This is a genomic window from Parviterribacter kavangonensis, from assembly GCF_056863335.1.
In genome coordinates this window covers 716986-740819 of the sequence record NZ_JBXPJA010000001.1, presented here as the reverse complement: position 1 = coordinate 740819, position 23834 = coordinate 716986, and the positions used below count along the sequence as shown (strand labels likewise).

The window sequence follows — 23834 nt, the reverse complement described above, 5'->3', positions numbered from 1 at the left end:
TCCTTGGTGCCGGGCTCGCCCATCACGCTCACCTAGCCCACCATGTCGCGGGCGGCGGCGCCGGGCGCGATCATCGGGTACACGTTCTCCTCGCGCGTGACGCGGACGTCGACGACGACCGGTCCGGGCGTCTCGAGCGCCTCGCGGATCGTCCCGCCGAGCTCGTTCTTGTCGCTGACCCGCAGGCCGGTGCAGCCGTAGGCGTCGGCGAGCTTGACGAAGTCCGGGTTGCCGCCCATCTCGACCTGCGAGTAGCGGCGGTCCCAGAACAGCTCCTGCCACTGGCGGACCATGCCGAGGTAGCCGTTGTTCATGATGAACACCTTCACCGGGATGCCGTTGTCGGCGCAGGTGGCGAGCTCCTGGGCGTTCATCTGGATCGAGCCGTCGCCGGTGATGCAGACGACCGTCTCGTCCGGCCGCCCGACCTGCGCGCCGAGCGCGGCCGGCAGGCCGAAGCCCATCGTGCCGAGGCCGCCGGAGTTGATCCAGCGGCGCGGGCCGTTGAAGTGGAAGTACTGCGCGGCCCACATCTGGTGCTGGCCGACGTCCGAGGTGACGATGGCGTTGCCCTGCGTGGCCTCGTAGATCGCCTCGATCATCGCCTGCGGCTTGATCGTGGAGTCCTCGGACGCCTCGTAGCGCAGCGGGTGCTTCTCGCGCCAGCCCTCGATCCGCGACCACCACTCGTCGAGGCGCGACGCGTCGGCCTCGACGGCGCGGTACTCGACGATGAGCTTCGCCAGGACGTTCTTCGCGTCGCCCACGATCGGGATGTGCGCCGGGATGTTCTTGGAGATCTCCGCCGGGTCGACGTCGATGTGGATGAACTTCGCGCGCGGGGCGAACTCGCTGAGCTTGCCCGTGATGCGGTCGTCGAAGCGGGCGCCGATCGCGCAGATGAGGTCGGCCTCGTCCATCGCGTAGTTCGCCGCGCGCGTGCCGTGCATGCCGAGCATGCCGAGCCACAGCGGGTCCGGCGCCGGGTACGCGCCCAGCCCGTTCAGCGTGCACGTGACGGGGAACCGGCCGTCGCGCACGAACTGCGTCAGCTCGGCCGCGCCCTCGGCGCTGATGACGCCGCCGCCGGCGTAGATGACCGGCCGGCGCGCCGCGGCGAGCGCCTTGGCCGCCTGGCGGATCTGCTTGGCGTTGCCGTCGGTCGTCGGCTGGTAGCCGGGCAGACGCACGTCCGTGACGGGCTCGTACGGGATGTCGGCACGGCTGAGGTCCGTCGGGATGTCGACCACGACCGGGCCGGGCCGGCCGCTGCGCGCGACGTGGAAGGCCTCGTGCAGGACGCGCGGGATCTCCAGCGGGTGCTGGATCATCCACGAGTGCTTCACGGCGGGCATCGTGATGCCCATCGTGTCGGCCTCCTGGAAGCCGTCGGTGCCGAGCAGCTCGGTTCGAACCTGGCCGGTGAGGAAGACGACGGGGACCGAGTCCATCATCGCGTCGACGATCGGCGTCACGAGGTTGGTCGCGCCCGGGCCGCTCGTGCCCAGCGCGACGCCGACCTTGCCGGTCGCCTTCGCGTAGCCCTCGGCGGCGTGGCCGCCGCCCTGCTCGTGCCGGACGAGGATGTGGCGGATGCCCGCGCCCACGAAAGCGTCGTAGGTGGGCATGTTCGCGCCGCCGGGGTAGCCGAATACGACGTCCACGCCCTCGGCCTTGAGGCACTCCATGATGGCGTCGACGGCTCGCATGACTGACTTCGGTCCTTTCGGGAGGGACGGCGAACGGCCGCGCAACGGCGGCCGTTGAAGGCCGAGTCTACCGGCCCGCCAGAGCGGTCTCGGAGGGGATCTGCTCTTCGGTCCAGTCCAGCTCGGTCCCGCACCGCGTGCAGATCGCCTGGTAGAGCGGGACGACCTTCCCGCAGCCGGGGCACTGGCGCCGCGGCTCGTCGCGCTCGACGCGGTAGAGCACGGCCGCGGCGAGCCCGATGAACGGCACGCAGGCGGAGATCAGGAACCAGATGAAGAACGACGAGCCCTTCGCCTTCGCGACGAAGCCGCCGGCGAGCCCGAAGAAGAACGCGATGACGAGGTAGGCCACGAGCCGGCCTTCGTCAGAACTGCCGGATCGCCCAGAAGACGGCGACGACGAGCACGATCGCGACGATCGCCCAGGCGACCCCGGCGATGAGCCCGATGATGACCTTCAGGACGATCCACGCGGCGACCGCGAGGATGACGATCGCGAGGAGCTTCGCGCCGATCGATGAGGTCCGTGAGCGCTCTTCCATCTCACCGCTCAGGGTACAGCGGGGCGCCGACCCCCATGGCGCCCCGCCGCGTTCAGTCGTAGGTCCTGCGCAGGTGCGCGTAACGAGGTTCGACGGTCTCGCGCTGCTGCGCGAGCCGCAGCCGCGCGAGGCGGTAGTGACGGATCTTCGGCTGGTTGATCGCCGACGACGTCTTGGGCTGCTCGATGAGGAGGATGCGCTGGGGAGCCATGGCAAGGATGATCGGCTTCGCGGCGCGCCGCGACCATCGCCCGCGTGTCCAGACCTGCGGAGGGCCCGTTCGCCCGTCGGTCGGAGGAGGTCAGGCTCCGTCGAGCGCGGGACGCATGATCTTCGGCATGCGGCGGCGCACGCGCCAGCGTGCTCCCGCGAACGCCTGGTTGGCCACGGTGGCGAACCCCTGCTCGTCGCTGCGGAGGGCGAGCAGCAGGTGGGCGATGTGGTCCGCGCGGGGCAGCGACGGCTCGTTGACGCGCACGCAGAAGCAGTGCACCCGGGCGAACGGGCCCCGCCCGGGCCGGACGAGCAGCGCGCCCGCCTCCCCCACTAGCCAGGTCCCGAGCGTTCCCGGTTCCCTGACCAGACCGGTCCGTGCGTGCAGCTCGCGCGCGTCGTGGTCGACGAGGTCGCCGAGCAGCCCGAGCGCCGTGCGCTCCGCCGCCGCGTCCTGCCGGGGGCGCGGGCGGATCACCTTCGCGCCGCGGTTCGCGTAGAGCTCCGGGATGACCCAGGCCTGGAAGAGCGCGAGCGCCGAGATCGGCGCGAGCCACGGCTCGATGAGCACCATGACGGCCGCGACGACGCAGAACGGGATGACGTGCGCGAGCGTCGTGGCCGTCCACGCGCGGGCGTAGAGCGTCAGACGGCGCTCGTCCATGCGCGGCCGCCAGGCGACGGCCGCGACCTCGGGAAGAGCGGATTCGGTGCTAGCCGCCACTGATGGGCAGCCGCAGGATCACCGTGTCAGCGCCGACGGGCAGGTCGCGGACCTGCTCCGCCTGCCCGGGACCGGTGGTGACCATCGCGAAGTAGCCGCGGTCGAGCTCCCGGCGGAAGGCCTCGACGGCGGCGTCGACCGACGCCTGGTCGGCCGCGTCCCACTCGGCCAGCGTGGAGTGGCCGGTGCGGTCCATGCGGATGAGTCGCGCCATGGGCGGATGGTAGGCGACGGCGGTCACCAGAGCTGCTGCTTGGGCGCCAGCCGTGCGTGCGCCTCGCGGGCCGCCTCGAGCAGCTCCCCCCACGGCGGGTCGGCATGGCGGTCGACGGGCGCCGCGACGACGAGCGCGCCCTCGCCGGTGGCCAGCGCGAGGCGCAGCGGATGTTCGCTCAGCCAGTCGAGGACGTCGGGCTCGATCGGCTCGTCGTCGTGCTGGGCGTCGGTGAGCGCGAGGACGCGGTGCGGGTCGGCGAAGCGGGCGGCGCCGTCGTGCGCGTCGGTCAGCGCGACGAGCAGCGGCGCGCCGCTGCGCTGCGCGACCCGGCCGATGCGGACGTCGGGCCCGCCGGGCGCCAGCGGCCCGCGCAGGACGTCGGTCACGCGCGGCGGCTTGGCGCCGACGAGGATCGGCGTGACCGGCGGCAGCGTCTGCCCGGCGGCGAACCGCAGGCCGATCTCGTCGCCGGCCCGCTCGATCGCCCGGTCGGCGGAGCGATGGTCCGTGACGCGCAGGACGGTCAGCAGGACGCCGGTGAGCACGAGCGGCGGGACGATCCACACGCCGGGGTCGTGGTCGGCGCCGATCGCGGCGCCCGCGGCGAAGAGGATCCCGACCGCCGCCACGATCGCGTACGGCGCGACGCCGCGGCCGCGAGAGCCCCGCGGCGATCGTGCCCCGCCGCCGGGCGCGGGGGCGCGCGGCGACCCCTCCGCGGTCATCCCTCCGGGGCCTCCGTGCCGCCCGAGGTCGTCGCCGGAGGTGCGGCCGGCGTCGTGGGCGTCGTCTGCGTGCTCTCCTCCGGCGTCGTCGGCGTGGTCTGCGCCGGCGTCGTGGGCGTGGTCGGCGTCGTCTCCGCCGGCGGCTCCTCCTCCTCCGGCGCAGTCGTCGTCTCCGTCGTCTCCGCGGGCTGCGTGGAGGTCGTCGTGTTCTGGTCGCCGGAGCTCTTCTTCTTGCTCTTCGCGCCGCCGAACACCGTCGTCTTCGACCCGCCGGTGACCGACCCGCCGAAGACGAGCTCGGAGGCGGTGAGGCCGATGACGACGAGCGCGAAGGCGGCGAGCCCGGTGGCGAGCGCGATCTTGAGGTGCTTGGGATCCAGGCGCCGCCCGCGCGGCTCGGCGTCGGCCCAGATGCCGAAGCGGTCCTCCTCGGCGAACTGCTCGTCCGCGACGACCGGGGGCGGCTCGAGCTGCGTGCTCTGCGGCCCGCGCTCGTGGATGCGGGTGCGGTCGCGGCGCTGCGACGCGATCGCGGTGATGCGCTCCGTCGGCCGGTTCAGGCTCTCGGAGACGAGCGCGACGATGACGGGCGTCATCGCGGCGCCGATGATGGCTCCCGGTCCCCAGACCTCGCGCACCACGATCGCTGCGGTCAGCGAGGCGGCGCTGGCGATGGCGAGCGTCCGGACCGACAGCCCGCTGTCGTTCCTCGGGCTCGGCATGGCGACTCGTCAGGGTGGCAGGCGCGTCGTGTGACGTCGGTCACTCAGAGCCCGAGCTTGGCCCGGACGAGCTTCGTGACCTCGCCGCCGTCGGCCCGGCCCTTCGTCTCGCGCATCACGTGCCCGATGATCGGGCCGATCGCCTTCATGTTCCCCCCGCGGATCTTCTCCGCCGCGTCCCCGTTCGCCGCGAGCGCCGCGTCGACGATCGCGTCGAGCTCGTCGCCGCCGCCCATCGCGCCGAGCCCCTCGGCCTCGATGATCGACTCCGGGTCGCCGCCGCCGGTGACCATGCGCTCGAGGACCAACCGGCCGTTCTGCGGCGTGACCTCGCGGCGGCCGACGATGGCGACGAGCCGGCCGAAGTCCTCCGGCGAGACGGGCGAGTCAGTGAGACTCGTCTCCCCGAGCCGCGGCCCGAGCTCGTTGGCGAGCCAGTTGGCGACGCCGTTGGCGTCGGCCCCGTCGACCATGCTCGCGGTCTCGAAGAACTCGGCCATCTCCGGGCGGAAGGCGAGAAGGCGCGCGTTGTCGGGCGAGAGGCCACGCTCGTTCTCAAGGCGCTCGGCCCGCGCGGTCGGCAGCTCGGGCACCTCGGCGCGCGCCTCGTCGAGCATCTGCTGCGTGATCGCGATCGGGACGAGGTCGGGCTCGGGGAAGTAGCGGTAGTCGTGCGCCTCCTCCTTCGAGCGCAGCGACGTGATCGCGCCGGTTCGCGGGTCGAAGTGCAGCGTCTCCTGGACGACGTCGTCGCCGGCGTCCTTGATCGCCTTCTGGCGCTCGATCTCCGCGCGCACCCCCTGCTCGAGGAACGCGAACGAGTTCATGTTCTTCAGCTCGGTCTTCGTGCCGAAGCGCTCGTCGCCCTTGGGCCGGATCGAGACGTTCGCGTCGCAGCGCAGCGAGCCCTGCGACATGTCGACGTCGCTGACGCCGAGCTGGCGCAGCGTCTCGCGCAGCAGCGTCAGCCACTCGCGGGCCTGCTCGGCCGACTTCACGTCGGGCTCGGTGACGACCTCGACGAGCGGCGTGCCGCAGCGGTTGAAGTCGACGATCGACGCGTCGGAGCCGTGGATGCGGCCGCTCGCCCCGACGTGGGTGAGCTTCGCCGCGTCCTCCTCGAGGTGCACCCGGTGGATCCGCACGTCGCCGAGCTGCCCGCCGCGGCAGAGGGGCTCGTCGTACTGGCTGATCTGGTACGCCTTCGGGATGTCGGGATAGAAGTAGTTCTTGCGGTGGAAGATCGAGCGGTCGGCGAGCTCGGAGCCGAGCGCCATCCCGATCATCAGCCCGTAGTGGATCGCCCTGGCGTTGACCACGGGCAGCGCGCCGGGCAGGCCGAGGCACACCGGGCACGTGCGCGTGTTGGGCGGCTCGCCGAACGACAGCGCGCACGAGCAGAACATCTTCGTCCGCGTCGAGAGCTGGACGTGGATCTCCAGCCCGATGACGGGCTCCCACTCCGTCACGCCGCCACCCCCTCACGCGGCTTCGAGCCGTCGAAGCCGATCGCCCGCTCCAGCGCGTGCGCGGCGTCGAGCAGCCGGTTCTCGCTGAACGCGGGGCCGGTGATCTGGAAGCCGACCGGCAGCCCCTCGGAGAGGCCGGACGGGATCGAGATCGCCGGGATGCCGGCGAGCGACATCGGCACCGTGAAGTAGTCGTTGAGGTACATCTGGAACGGGTCGCCCGTCTTGGCTCCCAGCTCGAACGCGACCCCGGGCGCGGTTGGCGTGACGATGAGGTCGACGCGCTCGAACGCCGCGCGGAAGTCCTCGGTGATCTTCGTGCGCACCTGCTGCGCGCGGCCGTAGTACGCGTCGTAGTAGCCGCTCGACAGCGCGTAGGTGCCGATGAGGATGCGGCGCTTGACCTCGGCGCCGAAGCCGTCGTGCCGCGTCCGCGTGTACATCGTCAGCAGGTCGTCGGCGCCGTCGGCGCGCAGGCCGTAGCGGACGCCGTCGTAGCGGGCGAGGTTCGCGCTCGCCTCCGCCGGGGCGATGACGTAGTACGCGCTGAGGCCGTAGTCGGCGTGCGGCAGCGCGATCCGCTCGATCGTCGCCCCGAGCTCCTCGGCGAGCTTCAGCGTCGCCTCGAAGCTCGCCATGACGCCGGGCTCGACGCCCTCGCCGGTGAGGTCCTCGGGGACGCCGAGCCGGACGCCGTCGAGCCGCTCGGCCGTCGGCAGCTCGACCGGCTCGGGCCGCTCGAGCGACGTCGAGTCGCAGCCGTCGCGGCCGACCATGTGGCGGAAGAGCAGCGCGGTGTCCGTGACGTCGCGCGCGAACGGGCCGGCCTGGTCGAGCGACGAGGCGAAGGCGATCATCCCGTAGCGCGAGCAGCTGCCGTACGTCGGCTTGAGGCCGACGATCCCGGTCAGCGCGGCGGGCTGCCGGATCGAGCCGCCGGTGTCGGTGCCGATCGCCCACGGCGCGAGGCCCGCCGCGACCGCGGCGGCGCTGCCGCCCGACGAGCCGCCGGGCACGCGCGTGCGGTCCCACGGGTTGAGCACCGGCCCGAACGCGGAGTTCTCGTTGGACGAGCCCATCGCGAACTCGTCCTGGTTCGTCTTGCCGAGGATCGGCGCGCCCGCGGCCTGGAGGTTGCGCACGACGGTCGACGTGTACGGCGGGCGGTAGCCCTCGAGGATCTTCGAGCCGGACTGGCTCGGGATCCCCTCGGTGCAGAAGAGGTCCTTGACGGCGAGGGGGACGCCGCCGAGCGGGGCGCCGTTCGCGGCGTCCTCCGGGACGTCATCGGCGACCCACGTGAAGGCGTTGAGGTCCTCCGCGGCGGCGCGGTTGCGGTAGGCGGCGAAGACCTCGCCGCTCGTCAGCTCGCCGGCGGCGATGCGCTCGATGGCCTGCGCGGCCGTGAGGGCGATGACGTCGGCGCTCATCAGGCCTGGGGCGAGGGAACTTCGAAGCCGTCGTCGCGGACCGCCGGAGCGGTCTCGAGCATGACCTCGCGAGGCCACGACGGGCGCGGCTCGTCGGCGCGCAGCGCGTTCGTCATCTCGACGACGTGCGACGTCGGCTTGACGCCCTCGAGGTCGAGCTCGGAGATCTTCTCGATGTGGCCGAGGATGCCGGAGAGCTCGTCGGCCATGCGGCCGATCTCCTCCTCGCTCAGCTCGAGGCGCGCCAGGCGCGCGACGTGGAGCACCTGCTCGCGGTCGATCACGCGGACGATCGTAGAACGTCGCGGGGCGCCCCGCGGACGCGCAGGACGTCCTCCGTCTGCTCGATCGACTCCTTCGCCTCGGTCCGCTCGTCGGCCATCGTCAGCCAGCCGCCGAGCGTGATGCCGATGGCGGCGATGAGCCCGAGCCACGCCGGCATCTCGACGTCGACGTCCGCGGCGGGCGCGTCGACGCCGAGCGTCGGCTGCCAGATCAGCCGCACGGCGATGACGATCACGGCGAACGCTCCGAAGAGGGTGGTCATCACCGCGGCGATGACGGGGAACGCGGTCGGGCGCTGGGTGACCGTGACGAACGCCAGCGCGAGCGCCCACAGGATCGCGGCGACCACGAGCAGCGCGGCGAACCAGCCGAGCGACCGGATGCCCGACTCGTGCGCGCCGATGCGCGCGTCGGGCGTGCTCAGGAACCACCAGTTGAGGCCGAGCAGCACCGCGAGCGCGATCGCGCTCAGCAGCGCGAGCCGCTCACCCTGCCGGAGTCTCGAGATCCGCATGCTCGAGCTGCATCTTCGCAGCCTTGACCGTGTTCGCGAGCAGCATCGCGATCGTCATCGGGCCGACTCCGCCGGGGACCGGCGTGATCGCGCCCGCGACCTCGGCGACCTCGTCGAAGGCGACGTCGCCGAAGAGGCCTTCGTCGGTGCGGTTGATGCCGACGTCGATGACGGTCGCGCCGGGCTTGACCCAGTCGGCCTTGACCATGCGGTCGCGGCCGACGGCGGCGATGAGCACGTCGGCGCGGCGGCACACCTCCGGGAGGTCGCGCGTGCGCGAGTGGCAGACGGTCACGGTCGCGTTGGCCTGCAGCAGCAGCTGCGCCATCGGCTTGCCGAAGAGGTTCGAGCGTCCGATGACGACGGCCTCGCGGCCCTCGAGCTCCTGCCCCGCCTCCTCGAGCAGCACCATCACGCCCGCGGGCGTGCACGGCCGGAGCCCGGGACGGCCGAGCGCCAGCAGCCCGGCGCTCATCGTCGTCAGCCCGTCGACGTCCTTGTCCGCGCGCACGAGGCCGCTCATCTCCGTGTCGTCGAGGTGATCGGGCAGCGGGAGCTGGACGATGATGCCGCTGACGTCCGGGTTGGCGTTGAGGTCCTCGATGAGCGCGACGAGCTCCTCGCGCGTGACGTCGGCCGGCGGGCGATGGTCGAAGCCGGTGATGCCGACCTCCTTGGAGGCCTTCTGCTTGCCGCCGACGTAGATCGCCGAGGCGGGGTCGTCGCCGACGAGCACCGTCGCGAGGCCGGGCCGGCGCCCCGTCTCGGCGTGGAACGCGTCGACGTCGCGCGCGACCTGCTCGCGCGTCCGTGCCGCCACCGCCTTGCCGTCGATCACCCGTGCCGCCATGAGGACGCCGACCTTACTGGCTCGTCCGGCCGCCGGATCGGGTATCCAGGGGTGCAGATGCGGAAGGGACTCCTCCTCGCCGGGCTCGCGGCCGCGCTGCTCGTCTCCCTCGCCGCCGAGCCCGCGTCGGCTCGGCGTGCGCTCGTCGGCATCGGCGACCAGAAGACCGAGATGTTCAGCGACCCGCGGCTGCCATGGCTCGGCGTTCGCAAGGCGCGGCTCGTCGTCCCCTGGTTCATCGCCGTCGACGGCGTCGCGCGCCCCGACCAGCAGGTCTACGTCGACCAGTGGCTGCGGTCGGCGCGGCGCGCGGGCGTCGAGCCCATGGTCGCGTTCGGGCACGGCTTCGAGGGCGTCTCGCGCATCTACATGCCGACGCTCGCGGAGTACACGAAGGCGATCACGGCGTTCCGCCAGCGGTGGCCGTGGGTGCGGACGTTCATCACGTGGAACGAGACGAACCACTGCTCGCAGCCGACGTGCCACCGCCCGACGACGGCGGCCAAGTTCTACGACGTGCTCAGCGCGAAGTGCCGCGGCTGCCGCATCGTCGCGGCGGCGCTGATCGACCAGCCGAACATGGTCTCGTGGCTGCGGAAGTTCCGGAAGGCGGCCAAGCGCCCGATCCGGATCCTCGGGCTGCACAACTACCTCGACGTCAACCGCCTGCGCACGACGGGGACGAAGCGGCTGCTCAAGGCGTACAAGGGCAAGATCTGGATCACCGAGACCGGCGGCCTCGTCTACCGGCAGCACTACAACGGCCAGGCGTCGTTCCCGGAGAGCAAGGCCCACGCGGCGAAGGCGACGAGGTTCGCGCTGAAGGTGACGACGCGGCTGTCGCCGCGGATCGAGCGCGTGTACCTCTATCACTGGAACGCCGACCGCCCGAAGGCCACGTGGGACTCCGGCCTCATCGACTGGAACGGCAAGGCGCGGCCCGCGTTCGACGCCGTCGCGCGCTACCTCGGCAAGAACCCGCGCATGGCGCCGAAGCTCTCGTCTCCGCCGCCGCCCACGCCGACGCCGTTCCCGACCGAGGAGCCGCCGGCCGCCGCGCAGCCCGAGCCGTCGTCGACGACCGACCCGCCGCCGTCCTCGACCGAGCAGCCGCCGCCGGCGGAGGAGCCGGCGCCGACGTGCCCGCTGCTCATCCTCTGCCCCGGCACCCTGGCGCCGTAGGGCGAGGACCGTCGCTCGCGGCGGCGGCGCCGAGCCGCCGGTCTCAGCGCTTCGAGATCGGCGCGTACTCCGCCATGAGCTTGCGCTCCGACCCGTCGGAGGCGAAGCGCACGACGACGATCCCGCCCGGCTCCACTCCGGTGATGACGCCCTCGCCGAACGCGGCGTGCACGACGTCGTCGCCCATCCGGAAGTCGGGTCCGCCGGTCGCCCGGCCGAGGTCCTGCTGGCGCGCCGCGGTGCCGGCCGCGGCCGCGGCCCACGAGCCGGGGATCGGCGTGCCCACCCCGCCGCGGCCGATGCGCGGCTCCTCCCGCTCGGTGAGGTCGGCGGGGATCTCGTCGAGGAACCGGCTGCGCATCCCGTAGGTCTGCGCGCCGAAGACGTTGCGCCGCCGCGCGTAGGTCATCGTCAGCTGCTTCTCGGCGCGCGTGATGCCGACGTAGCAGAGGCGCCGCTCCTCCTCGAGGCCGCCCTCGTCGAGCGCGCGCGAGTGCGGGAAGACGCCCTCCTCGCAGCCGATGACGAAGACGATCGGGTACTCGAGGCCCTTCGCGTTGTGCAGCGTCATGAGCGTCGCGCGGCCCTCGCCCTCGCGCCGCTGATCGGCGTCGGACTGCAGCGCGACCTGCTGGAGGAACTGGTCGAGCGTGTCCTCGTCCTCCTCGGCGACCGCGTCGAACTCGCGCGCCGCCTCGACGAGCGCACGCAGGTTCTCGAGGCGGCCCTGCGCCTCGATCGTCCGCTCGGCCTCCAGCGCGTCGAGGTAGCCCGTCTCCTCCAGCACCGCCTCGAGCAGGTCGCCGACGGGCACGCCGTCGGCCGTCCGCTCGCGCAGGCCGTTCATCGTCGTCATGAAGCGCGTGAACGCCTTGACCGCCGCCGTGCCGAGGCCCGGCACGTCCTCCGGCGCCGACGCGACGTCCCACACGTGCTCGCCGATCGTGTCGGCGTGGGACAGGACGCGCCCGAGCGACGTCTGGCCGATCCCGCGCTTCGGCGAGTTCGCGATGCGGCTGAACGCGATGACGTCCTGCGGGTTGAGCAGCCACTGCAGGTACGCGATCGCGTCCTTGACCTCGGCGCGGTCGTAGAACTTCGTGCCGCCGATGACCTGGTAGCCGATCTCGCGCCGCACCAGCGTGTCCTCGAGCACCCGCGACATCGCGTTCGTCCGGTAGAAGACCGCGACCTCGTCGAGCGACCCGCCCGCGTCGACGTACCGCTCGATCTCCCCCACGACGTACCGCGCCTCGGAGTGCTCGTCGTCGAGCTCGCGGACCTTGATCGGATCCCCGGCCCCGGCGTCGGTCCACAGCTCCTTGAGCTTCTGCTCGCGGTTGTGCCGGATCACCGAGTTCGCCGCGTCGAGGATCGTCTGCGTCGAGCGGTAGTTCTGCTCGAGCTTGATCACCACCGCGTCGGAGTAGTGCTTCTCGAACGAAAGTATGTTGCCGATGTCGGCCCCGCGGAAGCCGTAGATCGACTGCGCGTCGTCGCCGACGACCGCGAGGTTGCGGTGCTTCGTGGTCAGGAGCTGGAGCCAGCGGTACTGGGCGTGGTTGGTGTCCTGGTACTCGTCGACGAGGATGTGGCGGAACGCGGTGCCGTAGCGGTCGCGGACCTCGGGGAAGAGCTCGAGGACGTTGACCGCGCGGACGAGGAGGTCGTCGAAGTCCATCGCGTTCATGCGGAGGAGCTCGCGCTCGTAGAGGGCGAAGACCTCGGCGACGGTCTGCTCGAAGTACGAGCCGACCAGCTCCGCGTACTCGTCGGCCGCGCGCAGCTTGTTCTTCTGGTCGGAGATCTGGTTGTGGACCGCGGCCGGCGTGAAGCGCTTGGGGTCGGCGCCGACGTCGTCGAGGCAGCGCTTGATCAGCCGCCGCGCGTCGGCCTGGTCGTAGATCGTGAACTGGCGCGTGTAGCCGAGCTTCTGCGCCTCGGCGCGCAGCATCCGCGCGCACGCGGCGTGGAACGTCATGACCCACATCGCGCGGGTGCGGCGCCCGAGCAGCCCCTCGACGCGCTCGCGCATCTCCTGCGCCGCCTTGTTCGTGAACGTGATCGCCAGGATCTCGTTCGCGCGCGCCGCGCCCGTGTGGTTGAGGTACGCGATCCGGTGCGTGAGCACGCGCGTCTTGCCCGACCCGGCGCCGGCGAGGATGAGCAGCGGCCCCTCGCCGTGCGTGACCGCCGCCCGCTGGGGCGGGTTGAGCCCCTCCAGGAGGCGCTCGACGTGCTGATCGGTCTGCTCGGCGGCCACGGCCGTCTGAGGATAGGTGCGGTTCCGGCGGCGTCAGCGCGGGTCGCGCCACATCGTCCACAGCAGCGGCCCGCGCGGGAACGGGACCTCGCCCGTGACGCGGAAGCCGTGGCGCTCGTAGAACGGTATGTTGCGCTCCTTCGAGCTCTCCAAGTACGCTGGCACGCCCTCGGTGTCGCAGCGATCGAGCATCGGGCGCAGCAGCCGCGACCCGACGCCGCGGCCCTGTGCCTCGGGCACCACGCCGAGCACCGCGAGGTAGTAGTGCGGCTCCTTCGGGTGCACCCGGTCGACGCGGCCGAAGCCGATGAGCATGTGCGGCGTGCGGCGGCTGAACGTGGCGGAGCGAAACAGCTCGCCCAGCGGCACGTGCCAGCGGTCGGGCGCGGCCCACAGCGCCGCGCCGAGGCCCTCCTCGTCGCGGAACACGAGCTCGTCGGGGACGAGCGAGCGCAGCCGCCCGCGGTAGAAGCGCCGCAACTGGCCGGGGCGGCGGCGGTCGCTCGGCAGCCCGTAGCGGGCGATCGGATCGTCCTCGAACGCGCGCGCCAGCGCGGCGCTCAGCGGCTCGACGTCGGCCTCCGTTGCCGTCCTGACCACGGCGGCGACCCTACTCTCCCTCCCCGTGACGCTGCCCGAGGAGGTTCGCGCGCACGCGGCGGGCATCATGCGCGATGCCCGCTGGGTGCACATCGACGACGAGCGCCTGCAGGCGCTCGCGGACGCCTGGGCGGGCGCGGTCCCCGAGCCGGAGCTCGATCCCAAGACGCACTACGTCGAGGGCAGCGAGGAGCAGGTCGCGGCGTTCCTGACGACGCTCGACGCGATCAACTTCGGGTCGGGCTGGTTCCCCACGCTCAACAAGCGGCCGGGGATGAGCGGCTACTTCACCGTCGCCGCGGGCGTCACCGACCGCTTCCGGTCCGACGGCCCGTGGACGAACGAGCAGCTGCGCGCGATGACCACCGACGAGATCGCCGCGACGCTCGGGCAGCCGCGCGACCACGAGCTGATGGCGCTCTTCGCCCAGGCCCTGCGCCAGCTCGGCACGTTCCTCGGCGGACGCTCGGCGCTGCAGCTGGCGCAGGAGGCCAAGGGCTCCGCCATCCGCCTCGCCGAGACCGTCGCCCGCGGGATGAGCATGTGGAACGACCGCGGCTTCTACAAGCGCGCGCAGATCCTCGGCAGCGACCTCGCGCTCGGCGGCATCGGCGGCTTCACCGACCTCGACGCGCTGACGATCTTCGCCGACAACCTCGTCCCCCACGTCCTGCGCATCGAGGGCGTCCTGCGGTACGAACCCGCGCTCGCCGAGCACGTCGACGCGCACCGGCTGCTCAACGACGCGGCGCAGGAGCGCGAGATCCGCGCGGCCGGCGTCCACGCCTGCGCGCAGCTCGCCAAGCGGCTGCAGGCGCCGGAGCGCGTCGTAGACATGTGGCTGTGGAACCGCGGCCAGGCGCCCGAGTTCAAGGCGCTGCCGCGGCACCGCTCGCGGACCGTGTTCTACTGAACACGTAGACGTCCCGGCGCTCGCCGGCGCGGCCGCGGAGGTACGCGTGGAGCAGCCCCTCGCGGACGAACCCCGCCGCCTCGGCGACGGCCTGCGACGCGGTGTTGTCGGTCTCGGCGTACAGCTCGACGCGCCCGAAGCCGAACGGCCCGAGCGCCCACTCGGTCACGAGCCGCAGGCCCGCCGCGGCGGCGCCGCGCCGGCGGGCCCACGGCGCGATCCAGTAGCCCGTCTCCGCGCGCAGGTGGTTCCAGTCGACGCGGTGCAGCCCGGTCGCGCCGAGCAGCTCGCCGGTCGCCGCGTCGGCGATGCAGAGCGCCAGCTCGGTCCCCGCTCGTCGCGTGTGCCGGTGCGTGTGCAGCCACGCCGCCGCCTCGCGCGGCCCGTACGGCTGCGGGATCGCGGTGCAGTACTTGACGATCGCCGGGTCGGCGCAGGCGGCGACGATCGCCTCGACGTCATCGCCCGAACGCGCGCAGGGCGATCGTGCCGTCGGTCAGCGGCGGGTCCGGGAGCTCGAGCGCCGGCACGCGGGCGGTCAGCCGCCGGCCGGGTTGGGGCCGCGGACCGGCCGCAGCGGCCGTACCTCGGCCTCCTCGCCGTCGTCGGCGACCTTGCGCTCGAGCGCGGCGATGCGCCGCGCGAGGTCGCGGATCGCCTCGGCGATCGGGTCTGGCAGGTGGACCCAGTCGGCGTCCGGGCCCTCGGGCTTGCGGCCCTCGACGCGCACCGGGTGGCCGGGGTTGCCGACCACGGTCGAGTTCGCCGGCACGTCGTGGATGACGACCGAGTTGGCGCCGATCTTCGCGCCGTGGCCGATCGTGATCGGGCCGAGCAGCTTCGCGCCCGAGCCGACGGTCACGTTGTCCTCGACCGTCGGGTGGCGCTTGCCGGTCGCGAAGCCGGTGCCGCCGAGCGTGACGCCCTGGTAGAGCGTGACGTTCTCGCCGATCTCGGCGGTCTCGCCGACGACGACGCCCGCGCCGTGGTCGACGAAGAACCCGTCGCCGATCCGCGCGGCCGGGTGGATCTCGATCCCGGTGACCGCGCGCGCCGTCATCGACATCGCGCGCGGGACGACCGGCACGCCGATCTCGTCGAGCGCATGGGCGACCCGGTGGCTGAGCAGCGCGTGGACGCCCGGCCAGAGGGCCAGGATCTCCATCGTCGTCACGCCGCGCGCGGCGGGATCGCGGTCCCGGACCGCCTTCACGTCGCGCGTGATCTCGCGTGCGACTCGCACCACGGTGCCGACGCCGAGCATCACCCGGGAGGCTACCGGGGATGGCAGGGCGGGCGGGACGACATCTGGTACTGCACGGCCTCAGCGGGTCGGGGCCCGGCCACTGGCAGCACTGGCTCGCGCAGCGGCTCGCCGAGCGCGGTGCGAACGTCGAGTTCCCCGATCTCCCGGATCCCGACCGGCCGCAGCTGCAGCCGTGGCTGGACGCGCTGCGCGCGCTCGAGCCGGGCGCCGGCGACGTCGTGATCTGCCATTCGCTCGCCTGCACGCTGTGGCTGCACCACCGGGCCAGCGGCGGCGGCCCGGCGAGCCGGGTGCTGCTCGTCGCCCCGCCCGGCGAGGACGCGGGCGTCCCCGAGATCGAGCCGTTCTTCCCCGTGCCCCGCGACCCGGCGCTCGCGGTCGGCTGCCGGCTCGTGTGCTCCGACGACGACCCGTACTGCCCCGGCGGCGCGGTCCGCGCGTACGGCGTGCCGCTGCGCGTCGCCGTCGACCTCCTGCCCGGCGCCGGGCACATCAACGGCGAGTCCGGCTACGGCCCGTGGCCGGCGGTGGAGCGGTGGGCGCTCGGCGAGGCCGAGCGCGTCGAGCCGAACGCCCGGCTCGCGAAGGACTAAGGGGCGAAGAAGGGCATAGACACGTAGCGCTCGCCCGAGTCGGGCAGCACCGTGACGATCCGCTTGCCCGCCATCTCGGCGCGCGCGGCGAGCTCGAGCGACGCCCACAGCGCCGCGCCGCACGACAGGCCGACGAGGATCCCCTCGTGGCGTGCGCACAGGCGGGCGGTCTCGATCGCCTGCTCGTCGCTGACCGCGATGACCTCATCGAGCACGTCGCGGTTGAGCACCGGCGGCACGAAGCCGGCGCCGATGCCCTGGATGCGGTGCGGGCCGGGCGCGCGGCCGGACAGCACGGCCGACGTCGCCGGCTCGACGGCGACGACCTTCGCGTCCGGGTTGCGCTCCTTGAGCACCTCCCCCACGCCGGTGATCGTGCCGCCCGTCCCGACGCCTGCGACGAGCACGTCGACGCGTCCCTCGAGCGCGTCGAGGATCTCCGGACCGGTCGTGCGCCGGTGGATCTCGGGGTTCGCGGGGTTCGAGAACTGGTCGGGCAGGAAGACGTCGGAGCGCTCGGCCATCGCGCGCGCGGCGTCGACCGCCTCGTTCATGCCGCCGAGCGACTCGATCACCTCGACGCGCGCGCCGTAGAGGCGCAGCAGCCGCTCGCGCTCGCGGCTCATGCCCTCGGGCAGCGTCAGCACGAGGTCGTAGCCCTTCGCCGCGCAGACGAACGCGAGCGCGATGCCCGTGTTGCCCGACGTCGCCTCGACGATCGTCGTGCGGCCCGGCGCGATGCGGCCCTCCCGCTCGGCGGCCTCGAGCATCGCGACGCCGATGCGGTCCTTCACGCTCCCGCCGGGGTTCGCCGCCTCGATCTTCCCGAACAGCTCGACCTCGGCGCCATCGGGCAGCAGCCGCGTGAGCTGCACCATCGGCGTGCGCCCGACGTGCTCGGCGATGGTCTTCGCAACGGGAACGGATGCCGGCATGGTCAGGCAAGCCACCCTAGCGACGGGGCGTTTGAGCATCCCGATGCACGGGGATCCTGTCCGCGAGCGCAGAAGGTTCCGATGGACGGAGCAGCGCCGAGGGCCCCGGACGGGGCCCTCGGTCGTTCAGGCGGCCGCGAGGCGGATCGCCGCCGCGCCGGTGAGCGCGTGGGAGAAGAGCTGCGCGAGCACGCGCGCGCGATGGATCTCGCTGCGGTGCCACGGGCGCCCCTCGGGCGCCATCAGCTCGAGCAGGCCGTGCGTCGTGCCCGCCGTCTCGATCGGCAGGACGAGCAGCCGGCCCGCCGCCGTGGCGAACTCGGGGCTGCGCTCGTCGATGCGCACGGCGCTCGTCAGCGGCGCGCCGCCGACCGTCACGAGCGACCCGTCCGACGTCACGCGGCGCAGGGCGGCGCGCTCGGCGCCGAGGTCGCGGCAGACCTCGTCCAGCGCGGCCGGGATCTCGTCGGGGCCGCGGATCGCGGCGAGCTTGGAGGCCACGCGCTCGAGGCGGCCTTCCTCCAGCGCGGAGCTCACGTTGTGCCCGTGCAGCGCCCCCTGCCACGCCGCGTAGCACGTCTCCGTCGCCTCGAGGTCGACCTCCGGCCACGGTCGGCCGGGTGCCGCGAGCGCGTAGCCCTGGCCGTACGTCACATCGAGGTCGGCCAGCGTGCGGAGGTCCTGCATCGACTCGATGCCCTCCGCGCAGATGAGCGAGTCGATCGAGCGCGCGAAGCGCACGAACGACCCGATGAGCGCCGCGCGGTAGTCGTCCCCGGAGACTCCGTGGACGAGAGCGCGGTCGAGCTTGATGATGTCCGGCCGCAAGCGCAGCAGCTGCGTGAAGCCCGCGTAGCCGGCGCCCGCGTCGTCGACGGCGATGCGCGCGCCGCGGCCCCGAAGCTCGTCGAGCGTCTCGTGCAGGCTCGGCGCCGCGGTGACGAGCTCGTTCTCCGTGATCTCCACGACGACGCGGCTGAGGTCGTCGGGGAAGACCTCGCGCACCTCGTCCGACGCGAGCGACGACGGGCTGACGTTCAGCGTCAGGAAGGAGGCGGGCGGGCGGCCCGGCGCCGACAGCGCGGCGCGCAGGGCGGCGGCCTCGAGGCGCGGGCCGAGGCCGGCGCGATGGGCCTGCGAGAACCACACGTTCGGCGGCTTGCGGTCGGTCGCCTTGGGCGCGAAGCGCGCGAGCGCCTCGAAGCCGGCGATCCGCGCGGTGCGCAGGTCGAGCAGCGGCTGGAACTGCGCCGTGACCATGCCCTCGCTCTCGAGCAGGCTGAGGACCTCGATGCGCTGCTCCTCCGCGCGCCGGAACCACGGCATCTTCGAGTCGTGCTCGTCCTCGGCCGCGGCGCCGCGCTTGGCGGCCTTGAACGTGTCCTCGGCGGACGCGTCGGCGAGCGACGGGTCGAACACCTCGTAGCGGCCCTTGCCGTTGCGCTTCGCCGCGTACATCGCGACGTCCGCGTGGCGGAGCAGATCCTCGACGATCTCGTCCTGGCCCTCGGTGATCGCGACGCCGACGCTCGGCAGGACGTCGAGCTTGCGGTCGGCGACCTCGAACTGCTGGCGCATGAGCGAGAGGAGCCGGTCGGCGATCTGGATCGGCTCGCTGCGCTCGGCGACGCCCTCGAGCAGGATCCCGAACTCGTCGCCGCCCAGGCGGGCCGCGGTGTCGCCGGTGCGCAGCGCGCCGCGCAGGCGCTGGGCGACCTGGATCAGCAGCTCGTCGCCGGCGGCGTGGCCGAGCGTGTCGTTGACGCCCTTGAAGTCGTCGAGGTCGAGGATGCAGACCGCGACGAGCTCGCCCTCGCGGGCGGCGCGGTGCAGCGCGTGCTCGATGCGGTCGTAGAAGAGCGCGCGGTTCGGCAGCTGGGTCAGCGGGTCGTGGAAGGCGCGGTGGCGCAGCTGGGCCTCGGAGGCCTTGCGCTCGGTGATGTCGCGGCTCGTCAGGACGATGCCGCCGATCTCCTCGTCCTCGCGCATGTCCGTGATGGCGCTCTCGACGTGCAGCCACGCGCCGGACGCGTGCTGCAGGCGCCACTCGACGGCGGGGTCCTGGACGTCGCCGTTGAGCACCCGGCTGAGCGTCGTCGCGTCGTCGGCGTGGACGAGCGGGGAGATGCGGCGGCGGATGAGCTCGCCCTGGCGGTGGCCGAGGATCGCGGCGCCGGTCTGGGTCAGGATCGTGCCGTCGGGCCCGAGCACCATGATCATGTCGCTCGAGTGCTGGACGAGCGCCTGGAGGCGCCGCTCGGCGTTGCGGACCTCGCGCTGCTCGCGGCGGTTGCTAGACCCGGACAGCAGCAGCAGGCCGGCGGCCGGCAGCGTCAGGAGGCCGAGCGCCCACGTGTACCAGCTCATGTCGTCCGCGGCGTCGCGCTCGGCGCGGCGCGCGCGCTGCAGCTCGGCGGCGAGCTTGCGGGCCTCTCCGGGGTGCCGGGCGCGGACGGCCTCGTCCTGCTTGCGGCTGATCTCGTCGACGCGCACGAGCGCGCGCGCCTGATCCGAGCGAGCCTGCTGGGACTGCCAGACCGCGATGCCTCCGAGCAGGCAGAGGACGACAGGCGCAGCCACCGCGAAGAAGGCGCGCCAACGGGACGGGTTCATCCTTGAACCAGCCCGGTTCCTCCATGAACCGGAGTGCATGGCCCGTCTGTCGACCAGTCAGCGGCCTTTCTTTACCCGACTTGGACGCTCTGCGCGTTCGTTCGGATCGTTGCTCACGTCACGTAACAGCGCTCCCGAGAGGATCCGCGCTCGGGATCGGGAAGGACCCGATCATGAGCGGACGGCAACGCAGCGCCGAGTCCCTCTCGGTCTACGTCCGGCAGCGGTCGTTCCGGCGGGTGGTCCGGGGCTACGACCCCGACGAGGTCGACCGGCATCTCGACACGATCGGCCAGATGCTGTCCGACAGCTCGGTCGCGGCGGAGGAGGCCCGCGCGCGCAAGCTCCTCGCCGACGCCGAGCAGGAGTTGCGCGACGCGCGCGTGGAGGCCGAGGCGACCGTGCAGGGCGCGGAGGTCAAGGCGCAGGCGCTGCTCGACCGCGCGAGGCTCGAGGCCGAGTCGTCGGAGCTGCTCGCCGCCGCCCGCGCGGAAGCGGAGCGGGTCGTCGCGGACGCCCGGGTCGAGGCGGAGCGGCTCATGGAGGCGGCGCGGACGTCCGGGCTGGAGGCCGTCGAGGCCGAGGTCACGGCGCGGCGCACCGCGCTCGACGAGGAGCTCGCGGAGTACGAGGCGCGCCGGCGCCGCGAGGCGGACCGCCTCGCCGAGGCGGCCCGCCGCCAGCATCGCGCTTGACGGACCGGCTTCCGGCCGGGAGCCTGCCCGGGATGCGTTCGCTCCCGTCCGTCTGCATCATCGGCGCCGGCGTCAGCGGCCTCACGGCCGGCAAGGCGCTGAGCGACTTCGACGTCCCCTACAGCTGCTTCGAGGTCTCGGACGACGTCGGCGGGAACTGGTACTTCAAGAACCCGAACGGGACGTCGTCGGCGTACCGGTCGCTGCACATCGACATCTCCAAGCCGTCGATCTCGTTCCGCGACTTCCCGATGCCGGACCGCTACCCGGACTACCCGCACCACTCGCACATCTTCGAGTGGCTCGGCGACTACGCCGACGCGTTCGACCTGCGGCGCGCGATCCGGTTCAACACGCGCGTGGAGCGCGCCGAGCGCGGGCCGGCCGGCGGCTGGCTGATCACGCTCGACGACGGGTCGACCGAGGCGTTCGACGCGCTGCTCGTCGCCAACGGGCACCACTGGTCGCCGCGGTACCCGCACTTCCCCGGCACGTTCAACGGGCCGGTCATCCACTCGCACGACTACATCGACCCGACCGAGCCGCTCGACCTCCACGGCAAGCGCGTGCTCGTCGTCGGCATCGGCAACAGCGCGGTCGACATCGTCTCCGAGCTCGGCCGCAAGACCGTCTCGGACGTCGTCTTCCTCTCGACGCGCTCGGGCGCGTACGTGGTGCCGAAGTACATCTTCGGCAAGCCGGCCGACCAGGTCGTCAAGACGAACCCGCGGCTGCCGCTCGGGCTGCAGCGCAAGATGGGCAGCGTCCTGCCGCGGATCTTCTCGGGGCGCATGGAGGACTTCGGGCTGCCGACCCCCGACCACAAGTTCCTCGACGCCCACCCCACGGTGTCGAGCGAGCTGCTCGGCCGGCTCGGCGCGGGCGACGCGGTGGCGAAGGGAGACGTCGCCGAGTTGTGCGGCGACCGCGTCCGGTTCGCCGACGGCAGCGTCGAGCAGGTCGACGCGATCATCTACGCGACGGGCTACGACATCTCGTTCCCGTTCTTCGACGAGGGCTTCATCTCGGCGCCCGACAACCGGCTGCCGCTGTTCAAGCGGATGCTCAAGCCGGGCATCGACGACCTCGCGTTCATCGGCCTCGGGCAGCCGATCCCGACGATCTTCCCGTTCTCCGAGCTGCAGTCGAAGCTCGCCGCTCGCTGGCTGGCCGGCGACTGGGCGCCGCCGCCGCGCGACGAGATGGAGCGCGAGATCGTCGCCGACGAGGAGCTGCACGCCGGGCACTTCACGAACAAGCCGCGGCATGCGATGCAGCTCGAGTGGTACACGTACGAGCACGAGCTGAAGACCCGCTCGATCCCGCGCGGGCAGGCGCGCGCACGCGAGGGCGCGCCGACCGGGGCCGATGCCGCCGGCCGCGCCGATCGCCTCACCGAGGCGACCGCGCCCACGACCTCCTCGGCCGCGTCATGACCGGCGCCGCGATCTCGTTCCGCAGCGGCGACGGACGCTGCGCCGGTCTGCTCTTCCGCGCCGAGGGCACGGCGTTCTCCGGCGAGGACGGCCGCGGCCCGTGCGTCGTGCTCGCCCACGGGCTGTCGCTGACGGTCGACTCCGGCCTCGTGCCGTTCGCCGAGCGCTTCGCCGAGGCGGGGATCAACGCGTTCGCGTTCGACTTCCGCCACCTCGGCGCCAGCCCCGGCGAGCCGCGCCAGCTCGTCGACGTCGCGACGCAGCTCGAGGACCTCGCCGCCGCGGTGACGTACGTGCGCGAGACCGACGGCGTCGATCCGGAGCGGATCGTCCTCTGGGGCACGTCGTTCTCCGCCGGGCTGGCCATCGCGGCCGCCATCGAGGACCCGCGGATCGCCGCGGTCGTCGCGCAGACGCCGGTCGTCGACGTCGCCGCGCAGGTCGCCCATGCCGCCCGCACCGCGGGACCGCGAACGGTCGCGCGGCTCACCGCCGCCGGGATGCGCGACAAGCTCGCCGCGGCGCGCGGGCGGGCGCCCGTGGTCGTGCCCGCCGCCGGCCCGCCCGGCAGCGTCGCTGCGATGGCCTCGCCGGACGCGCTGCCCGGCATCGAGGCGATCGCCGGGCCGTCGTGGCGCAACGAGATCTGCGCGCGGCTCTTCGCGGGCCCGCCGTCGTTCCGGCCCGGCCGGCACGCCGACCGGCTGCCGTGCCCGATCCTCTTCCAGCTCGCCGACAAGGACACGATCGCGCCCGTCACCGCAGCCCAGGACGCGGCGTGGCGGGCGACCGGCCGGGCCGAGGTGCGCACGTACCCGATCGGCCACTTCGACGTCTACACGGGCGCGCCGTTCGAGAAGGCGGTGCGCGACCAGCTGCACTTCCTGCGCCGCCACCTCGGCGGCCGCGGGGAGCGGCGCTCGGCCGGCCGCCAGTCCGAGCAGCGCGCGCAGCGGGCCGCCGCCGCGGAGTGATCTGCGAGCAGGAACCGTCCGCCGCGGGGCGTATGACTCGACCGTGCAGACGATCGGCGACGCCCCCACCCTCCTCGAGCTCCTCCGCGAAGCCGGTGACGAGGCGGTGACGTTCGACGAGCTCGAGCTCGTGGGCATCAGCGACCCCGCTCGTGCGCTCTGGGAGCTCGAGCTCGACGGCTTCACGGTCCACCGCCTGTTCGACGAGCGCAAGCTCTGCGTGCGCCTCGGCACCGAGCCGCCGCGGCGCTTCCACTTCGAGGACGCGGAGACGGAGGAGCACGAGGCCGTCCTCGCCGGGCCCGTCGTCGCCGACACCCGCGCGATGCCCGCGACGCCACGGGCCGAGACGCCTCCGGCGATGCCCCGCGCCGCCGGCTCTCCGGCGCCGTCCGCCGTCGTGGCCTTTCCGGCGAAGCCCGCGCTCCTCGCGCTCGCCGCGTTCCTGCTCATGGTCCTCTTCGCGCGCCGCGCGCGCTAGGTCGCTTCGACCGGGGGTTCCAACCGGGTAGGGGCGCACGCGATGAACGCACCCGACGGCTTCACCCCGCACGAGGGGCAGGGTCCCTTCCTCGAGCACATCGGACCGATCCTCGTTCGTGACACCGACACCGGACCGGTCTTCGGCCTGCGCGCCGAGGACCGCCACGCCAACCACCGCGGCACCGTCCAGGGCGGGCTGCTCTCGACGTTCGCCGACTTCGCGATGGGCCGCGCGCTCGAGGCCGACGCCGGCGACGACAAGGACCGCGCGACGGTCAGCCTGACCGTCGACTACCTCAAGCCGGTCAAGCCGGGCGACTGGATCCAGTCGCGCACGCGGGTGGAGCGCGTCGGCGGGACGCTCTCGTTCGTCGACTGCGCGCTGGAGGTCGACGGCAAGGAGGTCGTGCGCTCCCGCGCCGTGTGGGTGTCCGCCGGCTGACGCGTCAACGTCGGTTGGCACGTTGCCACTCGTAGGGC

26 protein-coding genes and 1 pseudogene are annotated in these 23834 nt (G+C 72.9%); 8 read left to right on the top strand and 19 right to left on the bottom strand.

Going from position 1 to position 23834, the window contains the following annotated elements; translation table 11 throughout:
• Nucleotides 1–32 precede the first annotated feature (32 nt).
• The 13 genes from ilvB to folD form a co-directional block, all read right to left on the bottom strand.
• Nucleotides 33–1709, bottom strand: coding sequence for a biosynthetic-type acetolactate synthase large subunit (ilvB, locus tag AC1UE4_RS03715; RefSeq protein ID WP_482915876.1), 1677 nt, complete (start codon nt 1707–1709; stop codon nt 33–35).
• 67 nt (nt 1710–1776) lie between these two features.
• The gene (locus tag AC1UE4_RS03710; RefSeq protein WP_482915875.1) at nt 1777–2061 is read right to left on the bottom strand and encodes a hypothetical protein; all 285 of its coding nucleotides are present in this window, start codon (nt 2059–2061) and stop codon (nt 1777–1779) included.
• 13 nt (nt 2062–2074) lie between these two features.
• Nucleotides 2075–2251, bottom strand: coding sequence for a hypothetical protein (locus tag AC1UE4_RS03705; protein ID WP_482915874.1), 177 nt, complete (start codon nt 2249–2251; stop codon nt 2075–2077).
• Between the two features lie 52 nt (nt 2252–2303).
• Nucleotides 2304–2462, bottom strand: a complete 159-nt coding sequence (locus AC1UE4_RS03700; protein ID WP_482915873.1) for a hypothetical protein — start codon at nt 2460–2462, stop codon at nt 2304–2306.
• 90 nt (nt 2463–2552) lie between these two features.
• Nucleotides 2553–3128 carry a hypothetical protein gene (locus tag AC1UE4_RS03695; RefSeq protein ID WP_482915872.1) on the bottom strand — a complete coding sequence of 192 codons (576 nt, stop codon included), beginning with the start codon at nt 3126–3128 and terminating at the stop codon, nt 2553–2555.
• Nucleotides 3129–3177: 49 nt separating this feature from the next.
• Entirely contained in the window at nt 3178–3402 is a 225-nt protein-coding gene (locus tag AC1UE4_RS03690) for a hypothetical protein (RefSeq protein ID WP_482915871.1), read from the bottom strand.
• Between the two features lie 23 nt (nt 3403–3425).
• Nucleotides 3426–4130 (bottom strand): hypothetical protein, encoded by a 705-nt coding sequence (locus tag AC1UE4_RS03685; RefSeq protein WP_482915870.1) that lies wholly within the window; start codon nt 4128–4130, stop codon nt 3426–3428.
• The gene (locus tag AC1UE4_RS03680) at nt 4127–4852 is read right to left on the bottom strand and encodes a hypothetical protein (RefSeq protein ID WP_482915869.1); all 726 of its coding nucleotides are present in this window, start codon (nt 4850–4852) and stop codon (nt 4127–4129) included. The genes AC1UE4_RS03685 and AC1UE4_RS03680 overlap by 4 nt, the downstream gene beginning before the upstream one ends.
• 44 nt (nt 4853–4896) lie before the next feature.
• Entirely contained in the window at nt 4897–6321 is a 1425-nt protein-coding gene (gene gatB / locus AC1UE4_RS03675) for an Asp-tRNA(Asn)/Glu-tRNA(Gln) amidotransferase subunit GatB (RefSeq protein ID WP_482915868.1), read from the bottom strand.
• Entirely contained in the window at nt 6318–7751 is a 1434-nt protein-coding gene (gatA, locus tag AC1UE4_RS03670) for an Asp-tRNA(Asn)/Glu-tRNA(Gln) amidotransferase subunit GatA (RefSeq protein ID WP_482915867.1), read from the bottom strand. The genes gatB and gatA overlap by 4 nt, the downstream gene beginning before the upstream one ends.
• Nucleotides 7751–8035 (bottom strand): Asp-tRNA(Asn)/Glu-tRNA(Gln) amidotransferase subunit GatC, encoded by a 285-nt coding sequence (gene gatC, locus AC1UE4_RS03665; RefSeq protein ID WP_482915866.1) that lies wholly within the window; start codon nt 8033–8035, stop codon nt 7751–7753. Before gatC ends, gatA begins: the two co-directional genes overlap by 1 nt.
• Nucleotides 8032–8550: a hypothetical protein gene (locus AC1UE4_RS03660; protein ID WP_482915865.1), complete on the bottom strand. Its 519-nt coding sequence runs from the start codon at nt 8548–8550 to the stop codon at nt 8032–8034. Before AC1UE4_RS03660 ends, gatC begins: the two co-directional genes overlap by 4 nt.
• Nucleotides 8522–9400, bottom strand: coding sequence for a bifunctional methylenetetrahydrofolate dehydrogenase/methenyltetrahydrofolate cyclohydrolase FolD (gene folD, locus AC1UE4_RS03655; protein WP_482915864.1), 879 nt, complete (start codon nt 9398–9400; stop codon nt 8522–8524). The genes AC1UE4_RS03660 and folD overlap by 29 nt, the downstream gene beginning before the upstream one ends.
• Before the next feature lie 57 nt (nt 9401–9457).
• Between folD and AC1UE4_RS03650 the strand changes: the two genes are divergently transcribed.
• Complete coding sequence (locus tag AC1UE4_RS03650; RefSeq protein ID WP_482915863.1) at nt 9458–10582, top strand: glycosyl hydrolase; 1125 nt, start codon at nt 9458–9460, stop codon at nt 10580–10582.
• Nucleotides 10583–10625: 43 nt separating this feature from the next.
• Here AC1UE4_RS03650 and AC1UE4_RS03645 read toward each other — a convergent pair whose 3' ends face one another.
• A complete protein-coding gene (locus AC1UE4_RS03645) occupies nt 10626–12845 on the bottom strand; it encodes an ATP-dependent helicase (protein WP_482915862.1) in 2220 nt (739 codons plus the stop codon).
• A gap of 33 nt (nt 12846–12878) precedes the next feature.
• A complete protein-coding gene (locus tag AC1UE4_RS03640) occupies nt 12879–13445 on the bottom strand; it encodes a GNAT family N-acetyltransferase (RefSeq protein WP_482915861.1) in 567 nt (188 codons plus the stop codon).
• Between the two features lie 25 nt (nt 13446–13470).
• Between AC1UE4_RS03640 and AC1UE4_RS03635 the strand changes: the two genes are divergently transcribed.
• Nucleotides 13471–14358, top strand: a complete 888-nt coding sequence (locus AC1UE4_RS03635; protein WP_482915860.1) for a queuosine salvage family protein — start codon at nt 13471–13473, stop codon at nt 14356–14358.
• Here the strand turns inward: AC1UE4_RS03635 and AC1UE4_RS03630 are convergent.
• Nucleotides 14315–14809: pseudogene (locus tag AC1UE4_RS03630) on the bottom strand (GNAT family N-acetyltransferase); the annotation flags it as partial. The gene AC1UE4_RS03635 and the pseudogene AC1UE4_RS03630 sit on opposite strands and share 44 nt — an antisense overlap.
• 87 nt (nt 14810–14896) lie before the next feature.
• Complete coding sequence (epsC, locus tag AC1UE4_RS03625; protein WP_482915859.1) at nt 14897–15622, bottom strand: serine O-acetyltransferase EpsC; 726 nt, start codon at nt 15620–15622, stop codon at nt 14897–14899.
• A 20-nt stretch (nt 15623–15642) separates the two neighbouring features.
• On the opposite strand from epsC, the gene AC1UE4_RS03620 reads away from it, so the two are divergent.
• Entirely contained in the window at nt 15643–16218 is a 576-nt protein-coding gene (locus AC1UE4_RS03620; protein WP_482915858.1) for an RBBP9/YdeN family alpha/beta hydrolase, read from the top strand.
• On the opposite strand, the gene cysK is transcribed toward AC1UE4_RS03620, so the two are convergent.
• Both cysK and AC1UE4_RS03610 read right to left on the bottom strand, forming a co-directional pair.
• Nucleotides 16215–17153 (bottom strand): cysteine synthase A, encoded by a 939-nt coding sequence (cysK, locus tag AC1UE4_RS03615; protein WP_482915857.1) that lies wholly within the window; start codon nt 17151–17153, stop codon nt 16215–16217. The two genes, AC1UE4_RS03620 and cysK, sit on opposite strands and share 4 nt — an antisense overlap.
• 126 nt (nt 17154–17279) lie before the next feature.
• On the bottom strand, nt 17280–19733 hold the full coding sequence (locus tag AC1UE4_RS03610) for a putative bifunctional diguanylate cyclase/phosphodiesterase (RefSeq protein ID WP_482915856.1): 2454 nt from the start codon (nt 19731–19733) through the stop codon (nt 17280–17282).
• A 206-nt stretch (nt 19734–19939) separates the two neighbouring features.
• Between AC1UE4_RS03610 and AC1UE4_RS03605 the strand changes: the two genes are divergently transcribed.
• The 5 genes from AC1UE4_RS03605 to AC1UE4_RS03585 are packed head-to-tail and all read left to right on the top strand — an operon-like array spanning nt 19940 to nt 23796.
• Entirely contained in the window at nt 19940–20461 is a 522-nt protein-coding gene (locus AC1UE4_RS03605) for a DivIVA domain-containing protein (protein WP_482915855.1), read from the top strand.
• A gap of 32 nt (nt 20462–20493) precedes the next feature.
• The gene (locus tag AC1UE4_RS03600; RefSeq protein ID WP_482915854.1) at nt 20494–21897 is read left to right on the top strand and encodes a flavin-containing monooxygenase; all 1404 of its coding nucleotides are present in this window, start codon (nt 20494–20496) and stop codon (nt 21895–21897) included.
• A complete protein-coding gene (locus AC1UE4_RS03595; RefSeq protein ID WP_482915853.1) occupies nt 21894–22871 on the top strand; it encodes an alpha/beta hydrolase in 978 nt (325 codons plus the stop codon). The genes AC1UE4_RS03600 and AC1UE4_RS03595 overlap by 4 nt, the downstream gene beginning before the upstream one ends.
• Nucleotides 22872–22914: 43 nt before the next feature.
• Nucleotides 22915–23352 carry a hypothetical protein gene (locus AC1UE4_RS03590; RefSeq protein ID WP_482915852.1) on the top strand — a complete coding sequence of 146 codons (438 nt, stop codon included), beginning with the start codon at nt 22915–22917 and terminating at the stop codon, nt 23350–23352.
• 42 nt (nt 23353–23394) lie between these two features.
• Nucleotides 23395–23796 (top strand): PaaI family thioesterase, encoded by a 402-nt coding sequence (locus AC1UE4_RS03585; protein WP_482915851.1) that lies wholly within the window; start codon nt 23395–23397, stop codon nt 23794–23796.
• Nucleotides 23797–23834: the final 38 nt, after the last annotated feature.